The following is a 20,192-nucleotide window of genomic DNA, read 5'->3' on the forward strand; positions in this document are numbered from 1 at the left end:
GCAATTACGCCGCTCTTGTAAGCTTACTGCCTACAAGAGCGGCGATTTTTTATAGAATAACATAATGACATTAATGTATATTTATACTGTATACAACCATTTGCAACCATAATCTTTCTCATTGGATGATTATCAATTTGAGTGATTCCCATATAAGAGTTTGCCTTCAATTCATTTTTTAATCGATACAGCCCAATTGCATGCAGCTTCTTTCCTAAACCTTGCCCTAAATAATTAGGATGCACCCCTATCCAAAAGAGGCGACCTTCTTGCTTTGTATTCGGCTCTATATGCGGAAAAACTACACCAATCGGTTCCTGATTAACTATATATACGGTGTACATTTTCTGTGCCTGTGATGGCAGCTCTGCATTCATTTCCATTAAAAATTTTTCTGCATCTTGAAAGCTTTTTCCCATCACTGCAGCGAGAAAAGCAATAGAGCTACTATCAAAAATCGACCACAGTGCATAATCCTGCTCTGAAACATCCAGTGGTGCTATAAAACTACTCTTATACAGTACTCTTTCACCAACGATTTGCATTTTCCCTTTAGTGTAAGCTAGATGATTAAAAAAAACTGCTGGACACTCCAGCCTCACTGTATTCAAATCATATGCCTGTAGCTGATCTAACAGCTTATTAATAAGTAAATCGATTTCTGCTGCTTGATGAGGCTTGTACTCCAAAATCTCCAGACTAATCCCACTATCGCTCTTTATATAATTCACGCCAATATTTAATAGCTGCTGAAGTAATTCATCCATTTTATTCACCTAACCTTCTATACATAGAAAAACTACTTGCTTCAAGAATAGCCTTGAAGCAAGTAGAATTGTTTTACTTAGCAAAATTCACGGTATTTAATTTCTTAAATGTATTTAAATCATAGCTGACAATACCGCTTTGAGAAATCGTGTAAAGTGCGTCATCAATATAAATCAGGCGACGTACTGCCTTATCCCATTCCTCGTACATTTGACTAGATTGAGCAGGTTCAATTAAATCTGCTTTTAGCTTGATGCCGTTTGTCGTCACTTCATATACTTGTGACCCTGTACCTTTATAAAGCATTTCATTAACGTTCTTTTCCTCATACAATGTTACAGGGAAGCCATAGTAGCCCTTTTCGATGTGTCGTAGCAACGCTTTATGGTCATATTGCACATCGGAATATGTGCCACGCCCACCGATAATAACAGCTGCTTTTTCCTTTGGATTAGCTAAGTCGCTCACATCAAATAATGCTAGCTTCATACCTTTCGTTACAACAAATGGCTCTTTAGAATATTCGTTTATGCGAACCTCTGTATCGTAGCCAATACCGATTAAATGCTTGTCATCAAGCGGGTGCAAGTAGTTACTAAAGCCAGGAATTTTTAGCTCTCCTAGCACTTTTGGTTGGGCTGGATTTGCTACATCAATAACGAATAGTGGATCTACTTCCTTGAATGTTACGAGATACGCTTTATCGCCCATAAAACGTGCTGAGAAGATGCGCTCACCTCGCGCTAAATCTGTTAATGCCCCAACTTGCTTTAACTCGCTATTTAAAATGAATAGATGGTTTTTCGAATCAGCATTGCGTCCCCATGCAAAGCCCTCTGTTGTAGCAATGCGGAAATGCCCCTCATACTCATCCATCGAAAATTGGTTTAATGGTGTTCCTTTTACTTCTGCTTGTGCCGCTAGCTTAATCGCTGTTCCATTTACATCAAACTTATAGATTTGTGTATTTGATGTAGCTGGCATAATCATCATATCCGTCACCATACGCTTCGCCCCTGTTGCTGCTGGGCTTACAAAATCATACTTAGGTGCTGTTACATAAATTGCTTTTGGTGACATATATAACTGAGAGCCGCTACCTAAATAGCTTTCTGTTTTCACTTCATTTTTAGCTAGATTTTTCAAATCAATTGCTGATAATGTTGTGTAATTCGGTTCTGTATTGCCAGGGAAAATTGAGATTTTCTCAATCGGCATTGGCTGTGATGTGTTTTGTACATTGCTATCATATGTGTATGGACGCAATTCTACATCTACACCTTCACGTAACAGCCAAAAATCAGGTGTTGAGTTTGTTACCATATATAGAACATCGCCCTGCTTACGAATGCCCGCCATGTGACCTTCCTGCCCAATTTCACGTATTAATTTCGGGTTTGCTGCATCCTCCACATCAAAGAATGCAAATTTGGATAGCGAAACTGTTTGCATGTAATCTTTTCCTGGTAGAGGTCGTTCCTCATAGCTATTATAAGCAACGATTAATAATGAATCATGCAGTATTAGAGTAGATAAATATTGATTTTCCTTAAATGCTTTTTTTGCGACAACTTTCATATTTTTAGGATTTTTTGCATCTGTAATGACAAGCTCATTTTCAACGATTGCATAAATATAGCGCCCGTCTGTTACCACAATATCTCCTTCTTCAATACCTTCTACTTGGTTGTTCGTCGTAGAATGATCAGCGGATTTATTGCTTGATGCTTCATTTCCTACAGCAGCATCAGACATTTCCATTTCCTCAGTTACACCATTGCGTGTAAAGCTTTGATTATTTATTACCGTCTCAAAATAAGTAACTAAATCCTTTGTTGATTTTATTTGCTTGACTGCCTTCACAACATTAAACTTAATCGCTTTTTTCTGATGGTTTAATGACAATTTTTTATACGCTCCTTTTTCAACATGTAGCGTGTATTCTCCTTGATTTAGCCCCCAAACGATAATTGCATCGCCCGTTTCATTTAATGTTAAAGTTGCTTCAACCTTTTTCCCAGCAGCATTTGTCACATACACTTTACCATTTGTTAAGCTTGCCGCTTCAATGCCCTTTGCAAGCTCGGCGTAAAATGGCTGCCCTTCCAATACTGTTGTAGCGCTATTTGCCAGTGTTTTATTTTCAAATAAAACAGTTGATGCGATAAACATAATAGCCGCAACAAAGATGGTGACCATTGTTCGCTTTTTAACCATGTTGTGCTCCACTCCTTTTTATGGTTTTCTTTCCATGTCATTAAATAAGACGAGACATAATAAAATTCGTTACACAAATTTTAAAAACTCTGAAAAATAATAAGTGCATTTTCTCCTCTTATTGTATTTCTTTCTCACCATTATTAAAGTATATGATAATAACAATAGTAGTCATGTAAAATTTCTGTACCTATTATCTTATTCCTAGTGCCTATGAACAAAACAAAAAATACTTTCGCAAAGAGATTTATCTCCCTACGAAAGTATTAAGCTAACAATTATATTGATAAATTGCGCATGTTTTTTATAATCAACACGTCAATTATTACATAGGTTTATCCAGCATATCTACTTCTAGCCCAGCAAATATAGCTACTACTAATGTTTCCTCGTTTACTACCTCAAGTACATAAGTATCGGGAAGTAATAATTTTTCGATTATTTCAGCAGGCACATCTTCAATAAGCTTTATAGATTGCGTGATGATATAGTAATTACCATCTTTTAATTTATCTAAATCACCCTCTACAAATATAGGTGGCTCCGCAGTCACATCTAATAGAGTATTATGCCCAGGAATATCTGCTATATTGAAATAAAATGGCGATTCTGTATTTAACATTTTTTCTTGTAATAATGATGAAATTCGAATCTTTAATTTAATATTTAAATAATTCCCCTCATAAGAAATATCAGGTATTCCACATACTAAATGTTCACCAGTAATAAAGTTATTATAGTCTAATACTGAATAATACCTCTTTTGTAACGGAATTGTTACTTTATCAGTAATTTGGTCTTGTGGATTATCTGGTTCATTCGATTCTTGCACACATCCCCCAAGAAGAAGCAATAATGTAATGATAACAAGGGTTATGAATGATTGTAATGTTTTCATACTTCAATATTCCATTGTTAAAGTGGTGTTGATTTTTTATCCATATACTCATCATATGAATAATCTACATTTACTGCCGTCCTTTTAACCTCTACTCCTGAGCGATATTCAACAATTGAACCTGTTGATTTCACTGCCCTTGTACCAATTTCTACATATGTTTTATGTTTTGCAGGTAATTGAATATTGTATGAAACTGTAATTGTTGTAGAACTCCCCCATGCAGCTTCTCCATTTATCCCTACTTTACCTTGTATTAACTTCCAGTTCACTGCTGTTTCTGCTGAAGCCCCTATTTTTCCATTAGCAAATTTAGTACGTGCTACAGAACGTGTAACAGAATCGGCTAATGGACTATCATTTCTAATTTCTGAGCCCCATGCCTTTTGCTTGTAGAGGGTTTGAGTGCTTAGTGCATACTCTTTAAAGTCGTCTGGTATATAGTATGGAGTGTAGTTAGGCAACATATAGGTTTGAAAATCATAATTCACAGGCTCATCATAGTAATAAGTTGTTATATCCAAATGACCTTGTTTTTCATGAGTTACCCTTGGTATGGAATTACCTTCATTTGCATGTGCAAAATTTGAGGAAATACCCCAAATTGAAAGACTTAGTGCTGCTGTTGTAAAGATTGTTGGGAATTTTAGTTTGTTCAAATAAATCACTCCTTAGTCAAAATTAATTAATCAATATGCTGCAATTCACCAATAACGAAGTATATTCAAAATTTCATTTCTCCTACTTTACCACCTCACAAATACTTAAATTACCAAATTATATAATTCATTATAATACAATCCAAAATAAGTATCTATAACATTATTTAGACAAATTAAGATGTAAGACTACTTTAATCGACATTTTTCATTTATATGTTATTAACTTTCTTTATAAAACAAATATGGCTGGAGGGGAAAGTATTCCCCTCCAGCCATATTGCATTCTACCATTTAACAATCATTGCTGAACGATGGGACGTTTCTCTAATAACCACGCCACGCTTCGCCATTTCCTCAATATACGCTCCACCTGGTACAATCGATTCCGGTGCGAAAACACCCCTCTCCGAAATGAGCCCACTACCAATCATTTGCGCAACAACAGACGCTGTATTCGCTGTTGCACGAGCCATTGCCGTTACGCCTGTTTCTAAATCCTTTTTCACGACCATTTCATATTCATACGTTACTTGTTCCTCGGATTTTTCACCCGAAACAATTGCACGTAATAATACGGCATCCACTTTCTTTCCAAGTTCTAGCTTTTTCTTTAAAGCCTCACGCACAACATCACGCACGCTTACCTCTTGCCCATTCACCTCTACTGCATTGTCTTTGCTGAGGAAGTCTAAGTCAGCCAATAGCTTGAACTTTTCGACATGCCCTTTATAACGAATTGTTTTGTATTCTAGCGTTTTGACATTCGGGAATGTTTGGTACAGTGTCGAAATACCTCCTGATGTATAAAACGCCTCCAATACACCAAATTCGTCGAAGTAAATTGGCTCAACTCCCGTTAGCGATTCCACCTCTGTGAGCTTGCCATCTTGAATCATTTTAGATGGCTCTGTATAGTGGTCAAACACACCTTCCAATGAAAATACATGCGTGTAATGTAACGGTGGCTTCGGTTCTGTTGGAATACCGCCTACATATAGTTTAATAGACTCTACCTTATCTAGCTTTGTTGCACCATATCCAGCTAAAATATTGACCATCCCTGGTGCAACCCCTAAATCTGGAATAATGGTAACGCCCGCAGCCTTTGCTTCATCAGCCATCGCCAGTACATGCTCTGTTATGCCACCAATATGTCCACCTAAATCAACTGTATGGACACCTGTTGCCATCGCTGCCTTTGCCACTGCTTCATTGAATTCATAAAACAATGCATTGATTGCTACATTCCCTTTTGACATCACATTTTCTAAGGATTCACTTGAGGTAGCATCAAGCTCAATGACTTCCACTTTATTTGTATTTAACGTTACAACAAACTCCTCTGCTGCACTCACTACTAAGTCTGCTAAGTATACTTTCTCAACTGATTCACTTGCTACTAAATCACGTGCTACTTCTTTCCCCATTAAGCCTGCACCTAGAACTACTACTTTCATGTAATCCAACCCCTTTTATTTAGTATGTCATTATTAGTAAATCAAAATTACTTCTTGAAACATCGTATATCCTTGTTACAGCTTAATACTTTCCGTTAAAAAGATGATTTAACTATCAATTTGTGCTCTTTGTAATGTCCCACTATAGTCTACATAGATGCTTTTCCACTCTGTGTAAACATCCAGTGCAGCCTGACCAGAGTCACGATGACCATTGCCAGTCCCTTTTGTACCGCCAAACGGTAAATGAATTTCCGCTCCTGTCGTTCCAGCATTGACATAAACGATACCTGTATCTAAAAGCTGCTGTGCTTTAAATATCGTATTCACATTGCGTGAGAAAATAGAACTGGATAAGCCAAATCGCACGCCATTATTTACTTCAATTGCTTGCTCTAAGCTATCAATCTCAATAATGCTGACGACAGGTCCGAAGATTTCCTCCTGTGCAATAATCATATTTGGCAGGACATTTGTGAAAACAGTTGGCTCAAAATAAAAGCCTTTATCATATGGTGCATCAGCTAATATATGACCACCCGTTAGTAGCGTGGCTCCCTCTTGCTTACCGAGCTGCACATAATGATTAATTTTTTCAAGTGCCTGACGATTAATTACTGGACCTACCTTTACGTTAGGATCAAGCCCATCGCCAATTGTAATCGCTTGCATTTCCTTTAAGAGCTTTTCTTCAAGCTCCTTTTTCACATCGCGATGTACAATGATACGGCTACACGCAGTGCATCGCTGCCCGGCAGTTCCAAAGGCACTCCAAACAATGCCTTGTACAGCTAAATCAACATCTGCATCATCCATGACGATAACTGCATTTTTACCGCCCATTTCAAGCGATATTTTTTTCAAATGCTTACCACCAAGCTCCGCTACTTTACTGCCAGTTGCTGTTGATCCTGTAAAGGAAATTACGCGCACATCCGGATGCTCAATCATCGCGGTCCCAATCGTTGGCCCCGTACCAAATACAATGTTTGCAACACCTTTAGGTAAGCCAACTTCATCAAAAATTTTCGCCAGCTCATATGCCATCATTGGCGTTTCATTTGATGGCTTCCAAACGAATGTATTGCCAGCTACAAGTGCAGGAAACGCCTTCCATGTCGCAATAGCAATTGGAAAATTCCACGGTGTAATTAATCCAACTACACCAATCGGAGCTCGCACGCTCATTGCAAATTTATTTGTTAGCTCAGACGGTGTTGTTTCACCAAATAATCTACGCCCTTCACCAGCCATATACAGCGCCATGTCGATACCTTCCTGTACCTCTCCACGCGCCTCTTCAATTACTTTGCCCATTTCCTTCGTCAAAATTTGAGCTAAATATTCCTTTTTCTCTTTTAGTTTAAAGCCTATTTCATATAAATAATCTGCACGTTTTGGTGCGGGTAGCAAAGCCCAGCTTTTTTGTGCTTCCTTTGCTGCTTGAACAGCTACATCAATTTCCGTTTTTGTTGAGAGTGGCACTGTACCTAGTTGCTCACCTGTTGCTGGATTTATAATCGGCATTCTTTGTAGCTCATTCTTAGCCCATTCTCCAGCTATATAGTTTTTCAGTTCCATTGATTCTCTCCTTTCCATACGCAAAAACTTCATTTCTCATGTTACACTACAAACTATTCGACATTTTCCTCTTTAAATCCTTTTTCTAGTCTTAATATTTTGAAACTTCTTTTCTTCAAAATACGTACATATTAATAAAATGAGATTTTGATAGGAGGAAAATAATAATGAATAACCATGAAATTGATTACAAGCTTTACGGGGATGATATGCAATTTGTAGAAGTGGAGCTTGACCCTTCTGAAACAGTCGTTGCTGAGGCGGGCAGCTTAATGATGATGGAAGATGACATTCGTATGGAAACGATATTTGGTGATGGCTCTGCAAGCAGTGGTGGCGGTTTTATGGATAAGCTTATGGGTGCTGGTAAACGCTTATTAACAGGTGAAAGCCTATTTATGACGACATTTACAAACGTAGGCTCTAGCAAACGACATGTTTCTTTCGCAGCACCCTATCCTGGAAAAATTATTCCGATTGATTTAAGCGTTTGGCGTGGCAAAATTATTTGTCAAAAGGATGCTTTTTTAGCAGCGGCGAAAGGCGTTTCTGTCGGCATTGAATTCCAACGCAAATTAGCAACAGGCTTTTTCGGTGGAGAAGGCTTCATTATGCAAAAGCTCGAAGGTGACGGCATGGCATTTATCCATGCAGGTGGCACAATTCACCGTCACGATTTGCAGCCTGGTGAAACATTGCGTGTTGATACAGGCTGTCTCGTGGCAATGACACAGGATGTTGATTACAATATCGAAATGGTAAGCGGCGTAAAAACTGCATTATTTGGTGGAGAGGGGCTATTTTTAGCAACATTGCGTGGTCCTGGTACTGTATGGGTACAATCATTGCCATTTAGCCGCTTAGCAAGCCGCGTATTCGCAGCAGCTCCAGCGAGCAAGGGCGGTGGTGGCCGCTCAAGCGACGAAGGCGGCATTGGTGGATTGTTCGATTTATTTAATAAATAGCAATAAATAAGAGCTAGCAGGAAATTTTCCCTGCTAGCTCTTTGTCACTTATAAATACAACACTACTAATAACACGGCTGCCAATACAATACGATAAATCGCAAACGGCGTTAGTTTCACACGTGAAATTAATTTCAAGAAGAATTTAATTGATACTAATGCAAAGACAAAGGCACTAATAAAGCCTACTGCATAAAACATAAAGTGGTCTGGGTTAATATCCTCCCAGTGCTTAATTAAAGATAAGCCACTTGCCCCTGCCATAATCGGCACAGCCATAATAAATGTGAAGTCCGCTGCTGTTTTATGATCTAAGCCTAATAAAACCCCTCCAGAAATTGTAGCGCCTGAGCGTGAGAAGCCTGGCCATAACGATAAACATTGCACAAGGCCTATTTTCAATGCTTTTGCATATGAAATTTGATCTAATGAAGTAATTGTTGGTTTTTGTGGACCAAATTTATCAGCAATAATCATTAAAAATGCCCCAATAATTAAACCAATCACCACTGTGTTAATTGAAAATAAATGCTCATCAATAAAATCCTCAAATAATACGCCAAAAATGCCCGCTGGAATAATACCTGCAATAACATGACCTAAATGAAAACGCTGCTTCGCTGTTTGCCCTTCAATTTTATACAAACCTACTAAGCTCAACATGCGCTTCCACATAACAACAACAACCGCTAAAATTGAGCCAAGCTGAATGACAATTTTAAATGTATTCGCAGAGCTAGAGCCTAAAAACTCCTTCGTTTTCAGCCACATATCATCAACGATAATCATATGTCCTGTTGATGATACAGGTGCAAATTCGGTCATCCCCTCTACAAAGCCTAAAATCAAGGCTTTTAATAATTCAATTAATTCCACTCTGTAATTCCTCCAATATTAATTAGTTGGTTCAACATGAATTACCCATAGCTCCGAGCGACTGCCTATGCGCATTGGTGGGCCCCAAAAGCCGAAGCCACTTGAAACGAGCGCATGCATGCCATCTTTATTTTTATAGCCGTAATCCAATTCAAATACTTTATCTGTAATAAAATTATTTGGCCATAATTGCCCTAAATGGGTATGCCCTGATACGTGCAAATCCACGCCTGCCTGTGCAGGGGAATGTAAATCATTCGGCGTATGATTCATCACAATCCAAGGCTTATCTCGCTCTATCGGTGCTAAATCTGCAATCTGTTTTCTCTCTTTATTTGTCGAATCTTCCTGCCCTGTTAAATAGAAACGCTCTGCTACTAAAATGGTTTCATCTAATAGCATTTTTACATTCGCTTTTTTTAGCTCAGCAACAACTTCTGCAATAGCGTTTCCGTAATACTCATGATTACCTAGCACCCCATATACACCATATGTCGATTTTAGCTGTGCCATCACTTCTCCCATACCCTTCCTAATAAACAGGTCTGGCTTGTCATCCACTAAGTCTCCTGCCAATAGGACAACATCAGGATTTTGCTCATTTGATAATGTTACAAATCGTTGCAAATGTGCTTTATTTGATAAGACACCTAAATGAAAATCTGATGCCATTACGATTTTCAAAGGTTGATCAATATCCATCTTGACTGTTGTTTCTCGTACAACAGGAGAATATGCATTATACGTTCCATAAACGAAAAGCATAATAAAAATAATGATTGCAGCACTACCAGTCGTACGTGCTGTCAATGGTGTTATAAAGACAACGATATTTGCAATAATACATAAAATTAACCCATATTCAAAAATAAACATCCAATAGTTACCTAAAATCGATAACGGACGCAAGTATTCATGAATTCTCCCTAATAAAAAGCCAAACGCTACTATGTAAAGAATCGGCCAAAAAATAAAATTTGATATATGTATATTTATAGATGCTAGCCATAAATTAAAATTCCAGCCTATGTAAAATGTAAGCCCACTATAAATAACAACTATTAATGTACCAATTAAATATTGCACTGTACAGTATCCTCCTGTTTTTTTCTACATGCAAAAGTATATCATTACTAATTGTGTGTAGAAAAATATAAGCCTTAAAACTGAAATTTAATTTTAAAAGGCTGACGAAAAAATCTTTCGTCAGCCCTCTTTTTAATATGCTACTTGTACTGCGACTGTTACTTTGAACAAATCGCCATCTACTTCAATTTTCATTCGCGCTCCATGTAAGTCCACGATAGATTGCGCAATCGCTAAGCCTAAGCCAGAGCCTTCTGTATGACGTGATGTATCTGCACGTTTAAAGCGCTCCGTTAGCTCATCAACATTTTCTACAAGCTCATATTTCGCTACATTTTTCACAATAAGCTCTGCCTCTGCGCCCTGTTGCTTTAATGTAATGTAAACACGTGTACCTTGTAACGAATATTTTTGTGCATTAACGATTAAATTATCGATTACACGCCACCATTTTTGCCCATCCACATAGGCGAAAATTGGCTGGCTTTCAATATTAACACGCATATCTAAGTTAGCTGTCACAAATGCCTCTTCATGCTCACCAATCGCTTGCTGTAAGAGCTGTGCTAAATCGACACGCTGCTTCAATAGCTCCACATTGCCACTAGCCATTTTCGACACATCGAATAAATCTTCAATTAGCGTTTTCAAACGTGCTGATTTTTTATCAAGTATATCTATATATTTACTGCGTTCTTCCTCTGATAAATCTGTTTTTTTTAATAAATCTGTATACGTAATAATCGACGTTAACGGTGTACGCAAATCATGGCTAACATTTGTAATTAACTCTGTTTTCAAGCGCTCACTCTTCGCCTGCTCCGTCATCGATGTACGAACACCATCTCTTAATTTATTTAAGTTTTCTGCATGTACTGCAATCGGCGATTTGCCCTTCACTTCAATATCGCTCGTTAAACGCCCTTCTGCCATATCCTCCGTTTGCTTCATCACACGATTTAGGTAGCCCATTCGATGAAGGAATATATATAATGCTGGCACAAGTATAAATAAGAACAACGGTATATAAATAAGGAACAGCTTACCATCAATCATAGCGCCTACAAACCCTATCCCTGCAAGGAAAAATATGATAAGTATTGCGACTGTTTGGACACCGATGGAACGATTTAAAAAGGCTTCTTGACCTACTTGCCAAAGCTTTAACGAAAACGATTTTTGCCAGCGCTCGATATTACGAATATCCTCCATTAGCCATACTGCGCAAATAGCTACTATTGTAAATAGGCTAGTGCTCAATACAAAGAAGATAATAGAATCCCATAAAAATCCTGTATTATGTTGAATGTAATAAGCAACGCTATAAAGTGAATGTACTAGCCCATCAATAGCGCCAATAAGTAGTATGGTGCCACATAAAGCTAAAGCAAGTGCTATATCCATCGGTAGCTTATCAAACAATCGCTTAATTTTTGGGAACAAAACGCTGATTCCCGTTTTTTTAGTACGTATTATATAGAGCAATATGGCGAATGTAACTAAACCGATTGCCCAAATAAGGTAGGAGAGCATTTTAAATGTTTGAAAGCCTTCATAGTTTCTTTTTAACTCTGTATTTTTTAATGCTGCTTTAGGTAAAGAAATTGTTCCCGTAAATTTTGGCTGTTCAAGTGTCAGTGGCACAGAGTGGTTTAATAAGGCATAACTTTCTTCCACTGCCCCATCCAAATAAATTTCTGTATCAATCGATGTTGCAACGTTATCAGACCACATAGCCCAATCTGTCATGGCCTCAGCATAGACAAAGCTTCCATTAGCATCAGGTGTAAAATATTCCCCACCATCTCCTGTAAATTGCTGTTTAAAAATACTCGGTGCATTCGTGCTGCTATTCAAAAAGCTTTGTCCTGTCTCAACATTCACTAAATCATAGCTGAACATGCTATAGCTAGTCGATTTAAGGAAATCTCGGCGATAACGCCCTCTTTCTTCAGCATATTTATCAATCAGCTGTTCTTTTAATGTGCGAATTTTCGCTTCTACATGTGCATCATCTGCAAAGTTTTTCTTAATTTCCTCAATCTTACGGTCACGCTCTTGCTTTAATACTTCCTTTACTTCAGCAGAAACGCCTTCCTCCTGTATGCGGTAATCATATTGTGATGCAACATTCCCTACTTGTTCCTCTAACGAGCCATAATAATTGCGATAATACTGAATTTCATCTTTATTAACGGTTATTTGCTCCTTTACCTTCTCTGCATCAAATGTGTTTAAAACATGTTGATATAATCCCTCATAATAATTGCGTAGCTCTGATTGAAATTCATCTGAGGTTACGAAGGATTTACCTATAATTTTATCCGCGTCTTTTACAAAAGACGTTAGCGCAAATACCGTCCAAAAAATTAGAAAAAGTGTAAGGACGCCTCTCCCTTTCTTCATTCCTTTATCCTCCTAAAAAAGCTTTCGTAATAACTGTAATGTATTGATTAAATCCGCTTTTGCCGCCCACAAAAATATCCCGATATAAATAAGACCGATCACACTAGCTACCGCACTAATAACTGTACAAATTAGCGCAACATTATTTCTCCATTTTGTAGCCAAGTCCCCAAACAACCTTTAAATAACGTGGATTTTTTGGATCTGTCTCAATTTTTTCGCGGATTTTTCGGATGTGGACTGCAACAATATTTTCAGCATTATAGGCCTCTTCCTTCCAAACCATTTCATAAATTTCTTGAATGGAAAAAACACGCCCTGCATTTTTTAATAATAATTCAGTAATTTTATATTCAATTGGCGTTAGCTTTACAGGCTCTCCGTCCTTCAAAATTTGACGCCCCGCGGCATCTAGCTCCAAGCCCTCTACCTGTACTGCACTATTTTGAAATGTCCCTAGCTCAACATAGCGACGAAGCTGTGATTTCACACGTGCCATCAGCTCTAACGGGTGGAACGGCTTCGTAATGTAGTCATCTGCTCCAACTGATAAGCCGTGAATTTTATCCGAATCCTCTGCCTTTGCACTCAGCATAATAATAGGGATATTGCGCTCTGCTCGAATTTTAAAAGTCGCTGTAATACCATCCATATTAGGCATCATAATGTCTAAAACGATTAAATGCACCTCATGCTGTGACAGCATATTTAAAGCCTCTACACCATCTCCAGCTTTCAATACATGATAGCCATCATTTTTTAAATAAATCTCGATACCATCGCGAATATCCTGGTCATCATCCACGACTAATACCGTCAATTTTGTCATATCGTTCACCTCACTATAAGTTCTTATAATGTTATAATAAAGGATAAAAATGAAGTATTGCTTATTGTAAATCTTAAGAAATTCTGAAGAAGTGGAAAGGAAATGTCGTTTATGTATAAAACTGTAGCCCAAACAGCGATAGATTTAAATATGCCAGAAGAACAAATTTTACATTATATTCATAACGGCCGCATCAAAGCAGTACACGATGGGGAACAATTTTTAATTAACAGCGGTCAATTCGATACATATCATGAGCAAATTGAACGTATTAAAGAGGAAATTGAAATTTGGCGTCATACACCCATTCCTGAAGATATTGATGTAAAGGATGAAGATTAAAAGTGCCAGGCACAGAAACAATTCAGAATTGTTTCTGTGCCTGGCACTTATTTAGATGGATACAGCCTGCCCTACGCCCTTCAACATAATTGCTGCGTAATCTTCTACCATCACACTTGCAGTTGGGTACATACCTGCACCTGGTCCTACAAGTGTAATTGTTCCAATGTAGTCTGTATCAACGGTAACAGCATTATTTACATCATCGATTGAATATAATGGATGCACATTGTCTACTAATAGCGGTGTCACTTTGCCAACTAGCGTTCCGTCTGCTAAACGCTCAATTTCAGCAACATGGCGATAACGCAAATTTTGTAAATTTGCTGCTTCCATATCCGTTTGAGAAATTGTATCAACACCGATTACTTCTATTTCTGCCCAATTTGGCTGTTCACCAAATGCTAAGCTTGATAAAATCATTAGTTTTTTGAAGGCGTCTTGCCCTGAGACATCATTGTAGGGATCTGCTTCTGCATAGCCTAGGCGCTGTGCTTCACTTAAAGCTTCCTCAAAGGGAACATTTTCAATGCGCATTTTTGTTAAAATAAAATTTGTCGTTCCATTTAAAATCCCTTGAATGCGCTGTGCATTATTTACCAACAGTATATTTTTCAACGTTTTAATAACAGGTACGCCACCTGCTACAGACGCTTCATATCCTACACCTACACCGTGCTCTTTTGCAAGCTGCTCAAGCTCCTGCCCGCGCTTTGCAAACATCACCTTATTCGCTGTAATCACATGACATTTATGCTCAACTGCGCGCTTTAAATAAGAAAATGCTGGCTCCTCGTTGACAATTGCTTCAAATACAACGTGTAAGCCTGGCTCTGCCAATACATCTTCAATACTTTCCGTCATTAAATGCAGTGTATTTTGTACACGCTCTTTACTTGCATCTGTTACTAATATTTTTGCTACCTCGAGCTCCACACCTAGCTTCTCTAGGAGCTCCTGCTTCCTCTCCTTTAATATATGATAAATTCCTTGCCCCACGGTTCCAAAACCGAGGATGGCTGCCTTTATTGTTGCCATTATCTAATTCGCCTCCAAATTTCCTTTCACGACCAATCATACTTTGTATGATGTACAAAAATTACAATTTGTTTTATCTTAGTGCCATTTTATCTAAATTTCCTTAGGATAATCACTTCAAAATTTGCACTAAAGACTTTATTTTGATGCATCGTTCTAGTTATTATATAGTGATTCTAGCGCAATCCTTAGGATATTACAAGGAAATTCTACCTTAAATGGACATTTGTTTTCTCAGAGAGGTCACTTTATGTGCGTTGCGAAATTTAAAAGGGCTGCTAGGAAGTTGATTCCCGACAGCCCTTGACATTTATGAATAAAAGAAATGGGGGAATTTCTTCTATTATATAGTAAGAAATATTTCAGCTGACTTGTGTCAATTGTCTACTTCGGTAATTTTGTAAAATTGATTGCATAATTTTTTCCTCTAAAGCTGTAAACGCAGGCACTGCATATGTGCGTTGGATAAGCTGGAATTCACCATAGCGCAAAAACCATTCTTTTGCTGGTATATCAATATGGTGACTGCCACAGTCTGTATACGCATCGTAAACTTCCTTAATAATATAGCCATTTGATAAATCGCATGTTGTTTCTAAGAACGCACTGTGTCCAAATACTTTCATCCACATCTTTTCAACATTTGCCAATAATAATTGAATCGCCTGTGCATTAACAAATGTATACGTTTCATTTAATTCATATACGATATAAGATGCGATATTTTGTGCACTATATGTACGTCCCATGTCCAACACTCCTTTTATTTATCATTTCAATTCCCTGCAAGTTGGTTGGTTTAATTGTAATTCATAAAATAGAAGAAGTCAATAATTCTTATAAAAATACTAGGTATTATTTTTATAGGCAGCTGTGACTGCGAAATGATGCAGCCTACAGAGCCTTTGTCTTTACTTATTTAGTGAAAGCTGTTGAAATGCTTGTTCTAAATCTGCAATGATATCCTCTACTGCCTCCAAGCCTATCGATAAGCGAATGAGCTCCTCTGATACACCAGCGATTTTCAATTCCTCCGCAGATAGTTGCTGATGCGTTGTAGATGCAGGGTGAATGATAAGGGAGCGCGCATCTCCTACATTCGCTACATGTGAGAATAATTGAACATTATCAATTACTTCTCGCCCAGCATCTCTGCCACCTTTAATACCAAAAGTTACAATAGAACCAAAGCCGTTTTTCAAATACTTTGTCGCCAATGAATGCGAGTCAGCATCTTCAAAGCCATTGTAATTTACGTATTCCACGAATGGGTGATCACGTAAATACTCAGCTACTTTTTTAGCATTTTCATTATGTCTTACTACACGCAAATGAAGCGTTTCTAACCCTTGTAAGAAATTAAATGCCGCATCCGCACTCAATGTCGGACCGAAATCACGCAATAATTGTACACGTAGCTTTGTGGCAAATGCAGCCGCTGCTGTATCAATTCCATAGCATATGCCGTGATATGTTAAATCTGGCTCTGTAAAGCCTGGGAACTTACCTTGTGTCCAATCAAATTTCCCTGCATCAACAACAATGCCACCGATTGTTGTACCATGCCCACCAATCCATTTTGTTGCCGAATGAATGACAACATCCGCTCCAAATTCAATTGGGTTAGAGCCGTATGGAGAAGGGAATGTATTATCAATAATTAATGGAATTTCATGCTCATGTGCGATTTTAGCAATCGCTTCAATATCTAGTACATTTAAGCTTGGATTACCAATTGTTTCTGCAAAGATTGCTTTTGTATTTTCTTGAATTGCTGCTCGGAAGTTTTCCGGGTCACTTTCGTCGACAAATGTTGTTGTAATACCATAGCGTGGCAATGTTGTCGCAAATAAATTATAAGTACCACCATATAAAGAGCCTGCCGATACGATATGGTCTCCTGCACCAGCAATATTTAAAATGGAAAATGAGATAGCTGCCATTCCTGAAGAAAGTGCTACTGCTGCTGTGCCCTTTTCTAACAAGGCGACACGTTCTTCAAATGCTCCTACAGTTGGGTTCATAATGCGAGAATAAATATTCCCGGCTTCTTCTAATGCAAATAGTCGCTGCGCATGAGCAGTGTCATTAAATGCATATGCAGTTGTACGATAAATAGGTACTGCAATTGCTCCTGTTACTGGATCAGGCTTTTGCCCACCGTGTAGTAGCAATGTTTCTGGCCGTAATGCTGACATGATATTCCTCCTAAAATTTATTCGATGGCAGTGAATTTTGAGGAGGGTAGAAAAACAAAAAACCCTCTTCCTAAGAAGAGGGTTGCAAATGAGCAAGTTTTCCTCCCCTTATCTTTCAGATTCCAATTCGAATCTGTAGGAATTAGCACCTTTGTAAGCTTGTCGCCTACCGGTTGCTGGGCATCTTAGGGCCTAGTCCCTCCGCCACTCTTGATAAGAGTATTTGATTCATGTTCCATCGTTGAAATTGAGTATAAATCATTGTAAACCAAGAAGTCAACTATTATTTTTAAAATTTTTTAAATTGCTAGAATCATCACCCCCAGCCAACATGATTGGTTATTTAGCTTGAGTAGTATAAAATAGTGAGGAGAATACATCTATTTAGGAGGATGGAAATGGATACGAGAGAGCTTTTACGCAGTCATTCATCTGTGCGTAAATATACAGGGGAACAAATTTCACGCGAAATAGTTATTGATTTAATCGAAACAGCGCAAATGGCAGCTAGCTCACATTTTGTGCAGGCCTATAGCGTCATTTGGATAACGGATGAGGATAAAAAGAAAAAGCTTGGTGAATTATCAAAAAATGAATTTCAATTTCAAACAGCAGGTGCTTCATTTTTATTTTGTGTTGATTTCAAACGTTTACAAGTAGCGGGGCAAAAGCATGGTACAAACATCGTCACGGATTCAGCGGAAAATTTACTTGTTGGTGTAGCGGACGTATCTTTATTCGCCCAAAACTTCGTCATTGCTGCCGAGGCACATGGCTACGGTATTTGCTATATTGGAGGCGCACGTAATAATCCAGCTGAGATTAGCGAATTGTTCAGCTTACCTGAGGGTGTCTTTCCGCTATTCGCCATGACAATTGGCACACCAACAAAGCGCAACGAAACGAAACCGCGCTTGCCTGTTGCAGCTATTTTACATGAAAATAGCTATGATGTGATGAAATACGACGCTTTATTAGATGAATATGATGCAACGATGGAAAGCTATTATGCAAGCCGCTCAGCCAACCAAAAAATGGCTACATGGACAAAGCAAATGGCCGATTATTTAATTGAACAGAAGCGTCCATTCATTAAAGACTATCTTGCACAGCAAGGCTTTACATGGAAATAGTAGCAAGGTTATTTTGCACATCAGCAAGTATGCTTTCGCATAGTTGCGTCCAAGCTTTTTGTGACAGTCGCTGAATCATAGATTGCTTAAGGCATGTTGTAGAGCTAGGAATTTCCTACTGAATCATGATCAATTACGCCTTGGCGTAATTGCGTCGGGATTTTGCATTGTGCTTGCACAATGGGCTCCTTTCAAAATCCCTGACATCCGCCGGAGGCTTTATTATGATTCAGTAGGCGTTTGAACACTTACTGAATCAAAGTAGTCTAAGCATTCATCGCACCACCTATAGAGGTGGGCATTTTCTACTGAATCATGATAAAATATACCTACAATACATGAAAGTATTATGAGGTGTTCGCCTATGCAAATGAATAGACATACAGCAAAATCAATCGAGCGCCAGCAATTAAAATCGATTCGTCGCTTTTATTACGCCATTGCCGATATTAATTTAGCATTGGCTGATGTTCATAAAAAGATTCAGCCAATGATTGATGAAGCAAAATACCAGCATGCTACAGCTTATATTAATCAATATATATCTTATACAACCGTTTGGAATATGAAATTCGCATACAATCTAGAAAGCCCTGAAGTTGCAATGCTTCAGCTATTTCATTTACGATATATTTTCCAGCATGAGCCTGCTATCGCTTTTACACAGGAACGTCAAATTGTTCGAGAACAGCAGCAAGCTTTTGACAAGCTACAACTGTTCGCAGAAGAACAGCTCACCTTGCGTTATGCAAAAATGCTTCAATATATTGAAGAAGAGCTGTTTAGAAAGTGATCACTTTCTAAACAGCTCCCTTTTTGCATTTGTGCAAATTGTTATTTTCAGTCTTTAATTACCCGTGCATTTGGTAATGGCCAAACAACAACCGGTACTGTGCCCAGTATTTTCTCCTGTGCTACGAAGCCAACTCGTATATCGCGGCTATCAGAGCTGTAACGGCGATTATCTCCAAGTACAAAATAATGTCCTTCAGGTACAACTTCCTCACCGAGTGTATCCTGTAAAGTAAAGTCTCCTGTTAAATCTCCGCTATCCAATAGCTCGGCTCGATTCGTCTCCAAATAAGGCTCATCAAACTTCTCTCCGTTAATAAACAGCTCATCATCATGATATTCTACACGATCTCCTGGCAAACCAATAATGCGTTTAATATAATTTTTTCCACTTGGCGCCTTAAAAACAATCACATCAAAGCGGTTATAATCCGATAATGCAGGACCGATAATATTAACAATTACTTTTTCCTCATTCTCAAATGTCGGCATCATGGAAGCACCCTCAACGCTAACAGGTGTAAACAAAAAGACGCGAATCCCGACAGACAATACAACAGCAAACACGATTGTTTTAATCCAGCTGATTACTTCACTTTTTTCCAAGTCCACATCTCCTTCAAATTTCCTCTATGCTATATGAACGCTAGTACCTCTCAAAAAGTTGCAACTTTTTGCCCTTCTACAATAAATGATGATTAACAAGCTGGTCCTTTACGAGCGCACTTGCCTTCTCTAAAATAGCTACCGCCTCTTTATAGTCATTTGCCTTAATTGCCTCTAACAATAATGTATTGATGTGATTCGCTCTATAATTCGTTACATTAGGATTGATTTTCCACCCTGTTATGGACTTCATAATAATTCGATTCTTTAAATTTTCAACAATTGTATTCATGACATCATTATTCGCTACAGCTATAAATTTTTGAATAAACAATAAA

Annotated in this window: 19 protein-coding genes and 1 riboswitch; of the genes, 4 read left to right on the forward strand and 15 right to left on the reverse strand. The window is 38.1% G+C overall.

Going from position 1 to position 20,192, the window contains the following annotated elements; all coding sequences use genetic code 11:
• Nucleotides 1-23: 23 nt before the first annotated feature.
• The 6 genes from R6U77_RS03085 to R6U77_RS03110 form a co-directional block, all read right to left on the reverse strand.
• Nucleotides 24-767, reverse strand: coding sequence for a GNAT family N-acetyltransferase (locus R6U77_RS03085; RefSeq protein WP_319837395.1), 744 nt, complete (start codon nucleotides 765-767; stop codon nucleotides 24-26).
• A gap of 73 nt (nucleotides 768-840) precedes the next feature.
• The gene (locus R6U77_RS03090; protein WP_319837396.1) at nucleotides 841-2,985 is read right to left on the reverse strand and encodes a beta-propeller domain-containing protein; all 2,145 of its coding nucleotides are present in this window, start codon (nucleotides 2,983-2,985) and stop codon (nucleotides 841-843) included.
• 325 nt (nucleotides 2,986-3,310) lie between these two features.
• Nucleotides 3,311-3,883, reverse strand: a complete 573-nt coding sequence (locus R6U77_RS03095) for a hypothetical protein (RefSeq protein ID WP_293927929.1) — start codon at nucleotides 3,881-3,883, stop codon at nucleotides 3,311-3,313.
• 17 nt (nucleotides 3,884-3,900) lie between these two features.
• Nucleotides 3,901-4,542 (reverse strand): hypothetical protein, encoded by a 642-nt coding sequence (locus tag R6U77_RS03100; RefSeq protein ID WP_319837397.1) that lies wholly within the window; start codon nucleotides 4,540-4,542, stop codon nucleotides 3,901-3,903.
• A 287-nt stretch (nucleotides 4,543-4,829) separates the two neighbouring features.
• Nucleotides 4,830-6,002 (reverse strand): saccharopine dehydrogenase family protein, encoded by a 1,173-nt coding sequence (locus R6U77_RS03105; protein ID WP_319837398.1) that lies wholly within the window; start codon nucleotides 6,000-6,002, stop codon nucleotides 4,830-4,832.
• A gap of 108 nt (nucleotides 6,003-6,110) precedes the next feature.
• Nucleotides 6,111-7,583, reverse strand: coding sequence for an aldehyde dehydrogenase family protein (locus tag R6U77_RS03110; protein ID WP_319837399.1), 1,473 nt, complete (start codon nucleotides 7,581-7,583; stop codon nucleotides 6,111-6,113).
• Nucleotides 7,584-7,750: 167 nt separating this feature from the next.
• Here R6U77_RS03110 and R6U77_RS03115 point away from each other — a divergent pair, with 167 nt between their 5' ends.
• The gene (locus tag R6U77_RS03115) at nucleotides 7,751-8,548 is read left to right on the forward strand and encodes a TIGR00266 family protein (protein WP_293927940.1); all 798 of its coding nucleotides are present in this window, start codon (nucleotides 7,751-7,753) and stop codon (nucleotides 8,546-8,548) included.
• 48 nt (nucleotides 8,549-8,596) lie between these two features.
• Here R6U77_RS03115 and R6U77_RS03120 read toward each other — a convergent pair whose 3' ends face one another.
• The 4 genes from R6U77_RS03120 to R6U77_RS03135 form a co-directional block, all read right to left on the reverse strand.
• Nucleotides 8,597-9,424, reverse strand: a complete 828-nt coding sequence (locus tag R6U77_RS03120; RefSeq protein ID WP_319837400.1) for an undecaprenyl-diphosphate phosphatase — start codon at nucleotides 9,422-9,424, stop codon at nucleotides 8,597-8,599.
• 18 nt (nucleotides 9,425-9,442) lie between these two features.
• Nucleotides 9,443-10,510 carry a metallophosphoesterase gene (locus tag R6U77_RS03125; RefSeq protein WP_319837401.1) on the reverse strand — a complete coding sequence of 356 codons (1,068 nt, stop codon included), beginning with the start codon at nucleotides 10,508-10,510 and terminating at the stop codon, nucleotides 9,443-9,445.
• Nucleotides 10,511-10,642: 132 nt separating this feature from the next.
• Nucleotides 10,643-12,916 carry a HAMP domain-containing sensor histidine kinase gene (locus tag R6U77_RS03130; protein ID WP_319837402.1) on the reverse strand — a complete coding sequence of 758 codons (2,274 nt, stop codon included), beginning with the start codon at nucleotides 12,914-12,916 and terminating at the stop codon, nucleotides 10,643-10,645.
• Between the two features lie 142 nt (nucleotides 12,917-13,058).
• On the reverse strand, nucleotides 13,059-13,745 hold the full coding sequence (locus R6U77_RS03135) for a response regulator transcription factor (RefSeq protein ID WP_319837403.1): 687 nt from the start codon (nucleotides 13,743-13,745) through the stop codon (nucleotides 13,059-13,061).
• A 111-nt stretch (nucleotides 13,746-13,856) separates the two neighbouring features.
• Here R6U77_RS03135 and R6U77_RS03140 point away from each other — a divergent pair, with 111 nt between their 5' ends.
• Nucleotides 13,857-14,087 carry a MerR family transcriptional regulator gene (locus R6U77_RS03140; RefSeq protein WP_293927958.1) on the forward strand — a complete coding sequence of 77 codons (231 nt, stop codon included), beginning with the start codon at nucleotides 13,857-13,859 and terminating at the stop codon, nucleotides 14,085-14,087.
• Nucleotides 14,088-14,138: 51 nt separating this feature from the next.
• Here the strand turns inward: R6U77_RS03140 and R6U77_RS03145 are convergent, their stop codons facing one another.
• From R6U77_RS03145 to R6U77_RS03155, 3 genes are all read right to left on the reverse strand, one after another.
• Nucleotides 14,139-15,125, reverse strand: coding sequence for a homoserine dehydrogenase (locus tag R6U77_RS03145; protein ID WP_319837404.1), 987 nt, complete (start codon nucleotides 15,123-15,125; stop codon nucleotides 14,139-14,141).
• A gap of 362 nt (nucleotides 15,126-15,487) precedes the next feature.
• Nucleotides 15,488-15,874, reverse strand: a complete 387-nt coding sequence (locus R6U77_RS03150; protein WP_293927963.1) for a hypothetical protein — start codon at nucleotides 15,872-15,874, stop codon at nucleotides 15,488-15,490.
• A gap of 162 nt (nucleotides 15,875-16,036) precedes the next feature.
• Complete coding sequence (locus tag R6U77_RS03155) at nucleotides 16,037-17,323, reverse strand: O-acetylhomoserine aminocarboxypropyltransferase/cysteine synthase family protein (RefSeq protein ID WP_319837405.1); 1,287 nt, start codon at nucleotides 17,321-17,323, stop codon at nucleotides 16,037-16,039.
• Between the two features lie 105 nt (nucleotides 17,324-17,428).
• Nucleotides 17,429-17,543, reverse strand: a riboswitch (SAM riboswitch).
• 178 nt (nucleotides 17,544-17,721) lie between these two features.
• Here R6U77_RS03155 and nfsA point away from each other — a divergent pair.
• Nucleotides 17,722-18,456, forward strand: coding sequence for an oxygen-insensitive NADPH nitroreductase (nfsA, locus tag R6U77_RS03160; protein WP_319837406.1), 735 nt, complete (start codon nucleotides 17,722-17,724; stop codon nucleotides 18,454-18,456).
• Between the two features lie 364 nt (nucleotides 18,457-18,820).
• The gene (locus tag R6U77_RS03165; protein ID WP_319837407.1) at nucleotides 18,821-19,249 is read left to right on the forward strand and encodes a hypothetical protein; all 429 of its coding nucleotides are present in this window, start codon (nucleotides 18,821-18,823) and stop codon (nucleotides 19,247-19,249) included.
• 47 nt (nucleotides 19,250-19,296) lie between these two features.
• On the opposite strand, the gene lepB is transcribed toward R6U77_RS03165, so the two are convergent.
• Complete coding sequence (gene lepB, locus R6U77_RS03170; protein ID WP_293927975.1) at nucleotides 19,297-19,860, reverse strand: signal peptidase I; 564 nt, start codon at nucleotides 19,858-19,860, stop codon at nucleotides 19,297-19,299.
• Between the two features lie 70 nt (nucleotides 19,861-19,930).
• Nucleotides 19,931-20,188 carry a hypothetical protein gene (locus R6U77_RS03175; RefSeq protein WP_319837408.1) on the reverse strand — a complete coding sequence of 86 codons (258 nt, stop codon included), beginning with the start codon at nucleotides 20,186-20,188 and terminating at the stop codon, nucleotides 19,931-19,933.
• Nucleotides 20,189-20,192: the final 4 nt, after the last annotated feature.

This window comes from Lysinibacillus louembei (assembly GCF_033880585.1).
Classification (GTDB): Bacteria; Bacillota; Bacilli; order Bacillales_A; family Planococcaceae; genus Metasolibacillus; species Metasolibacillus louembei.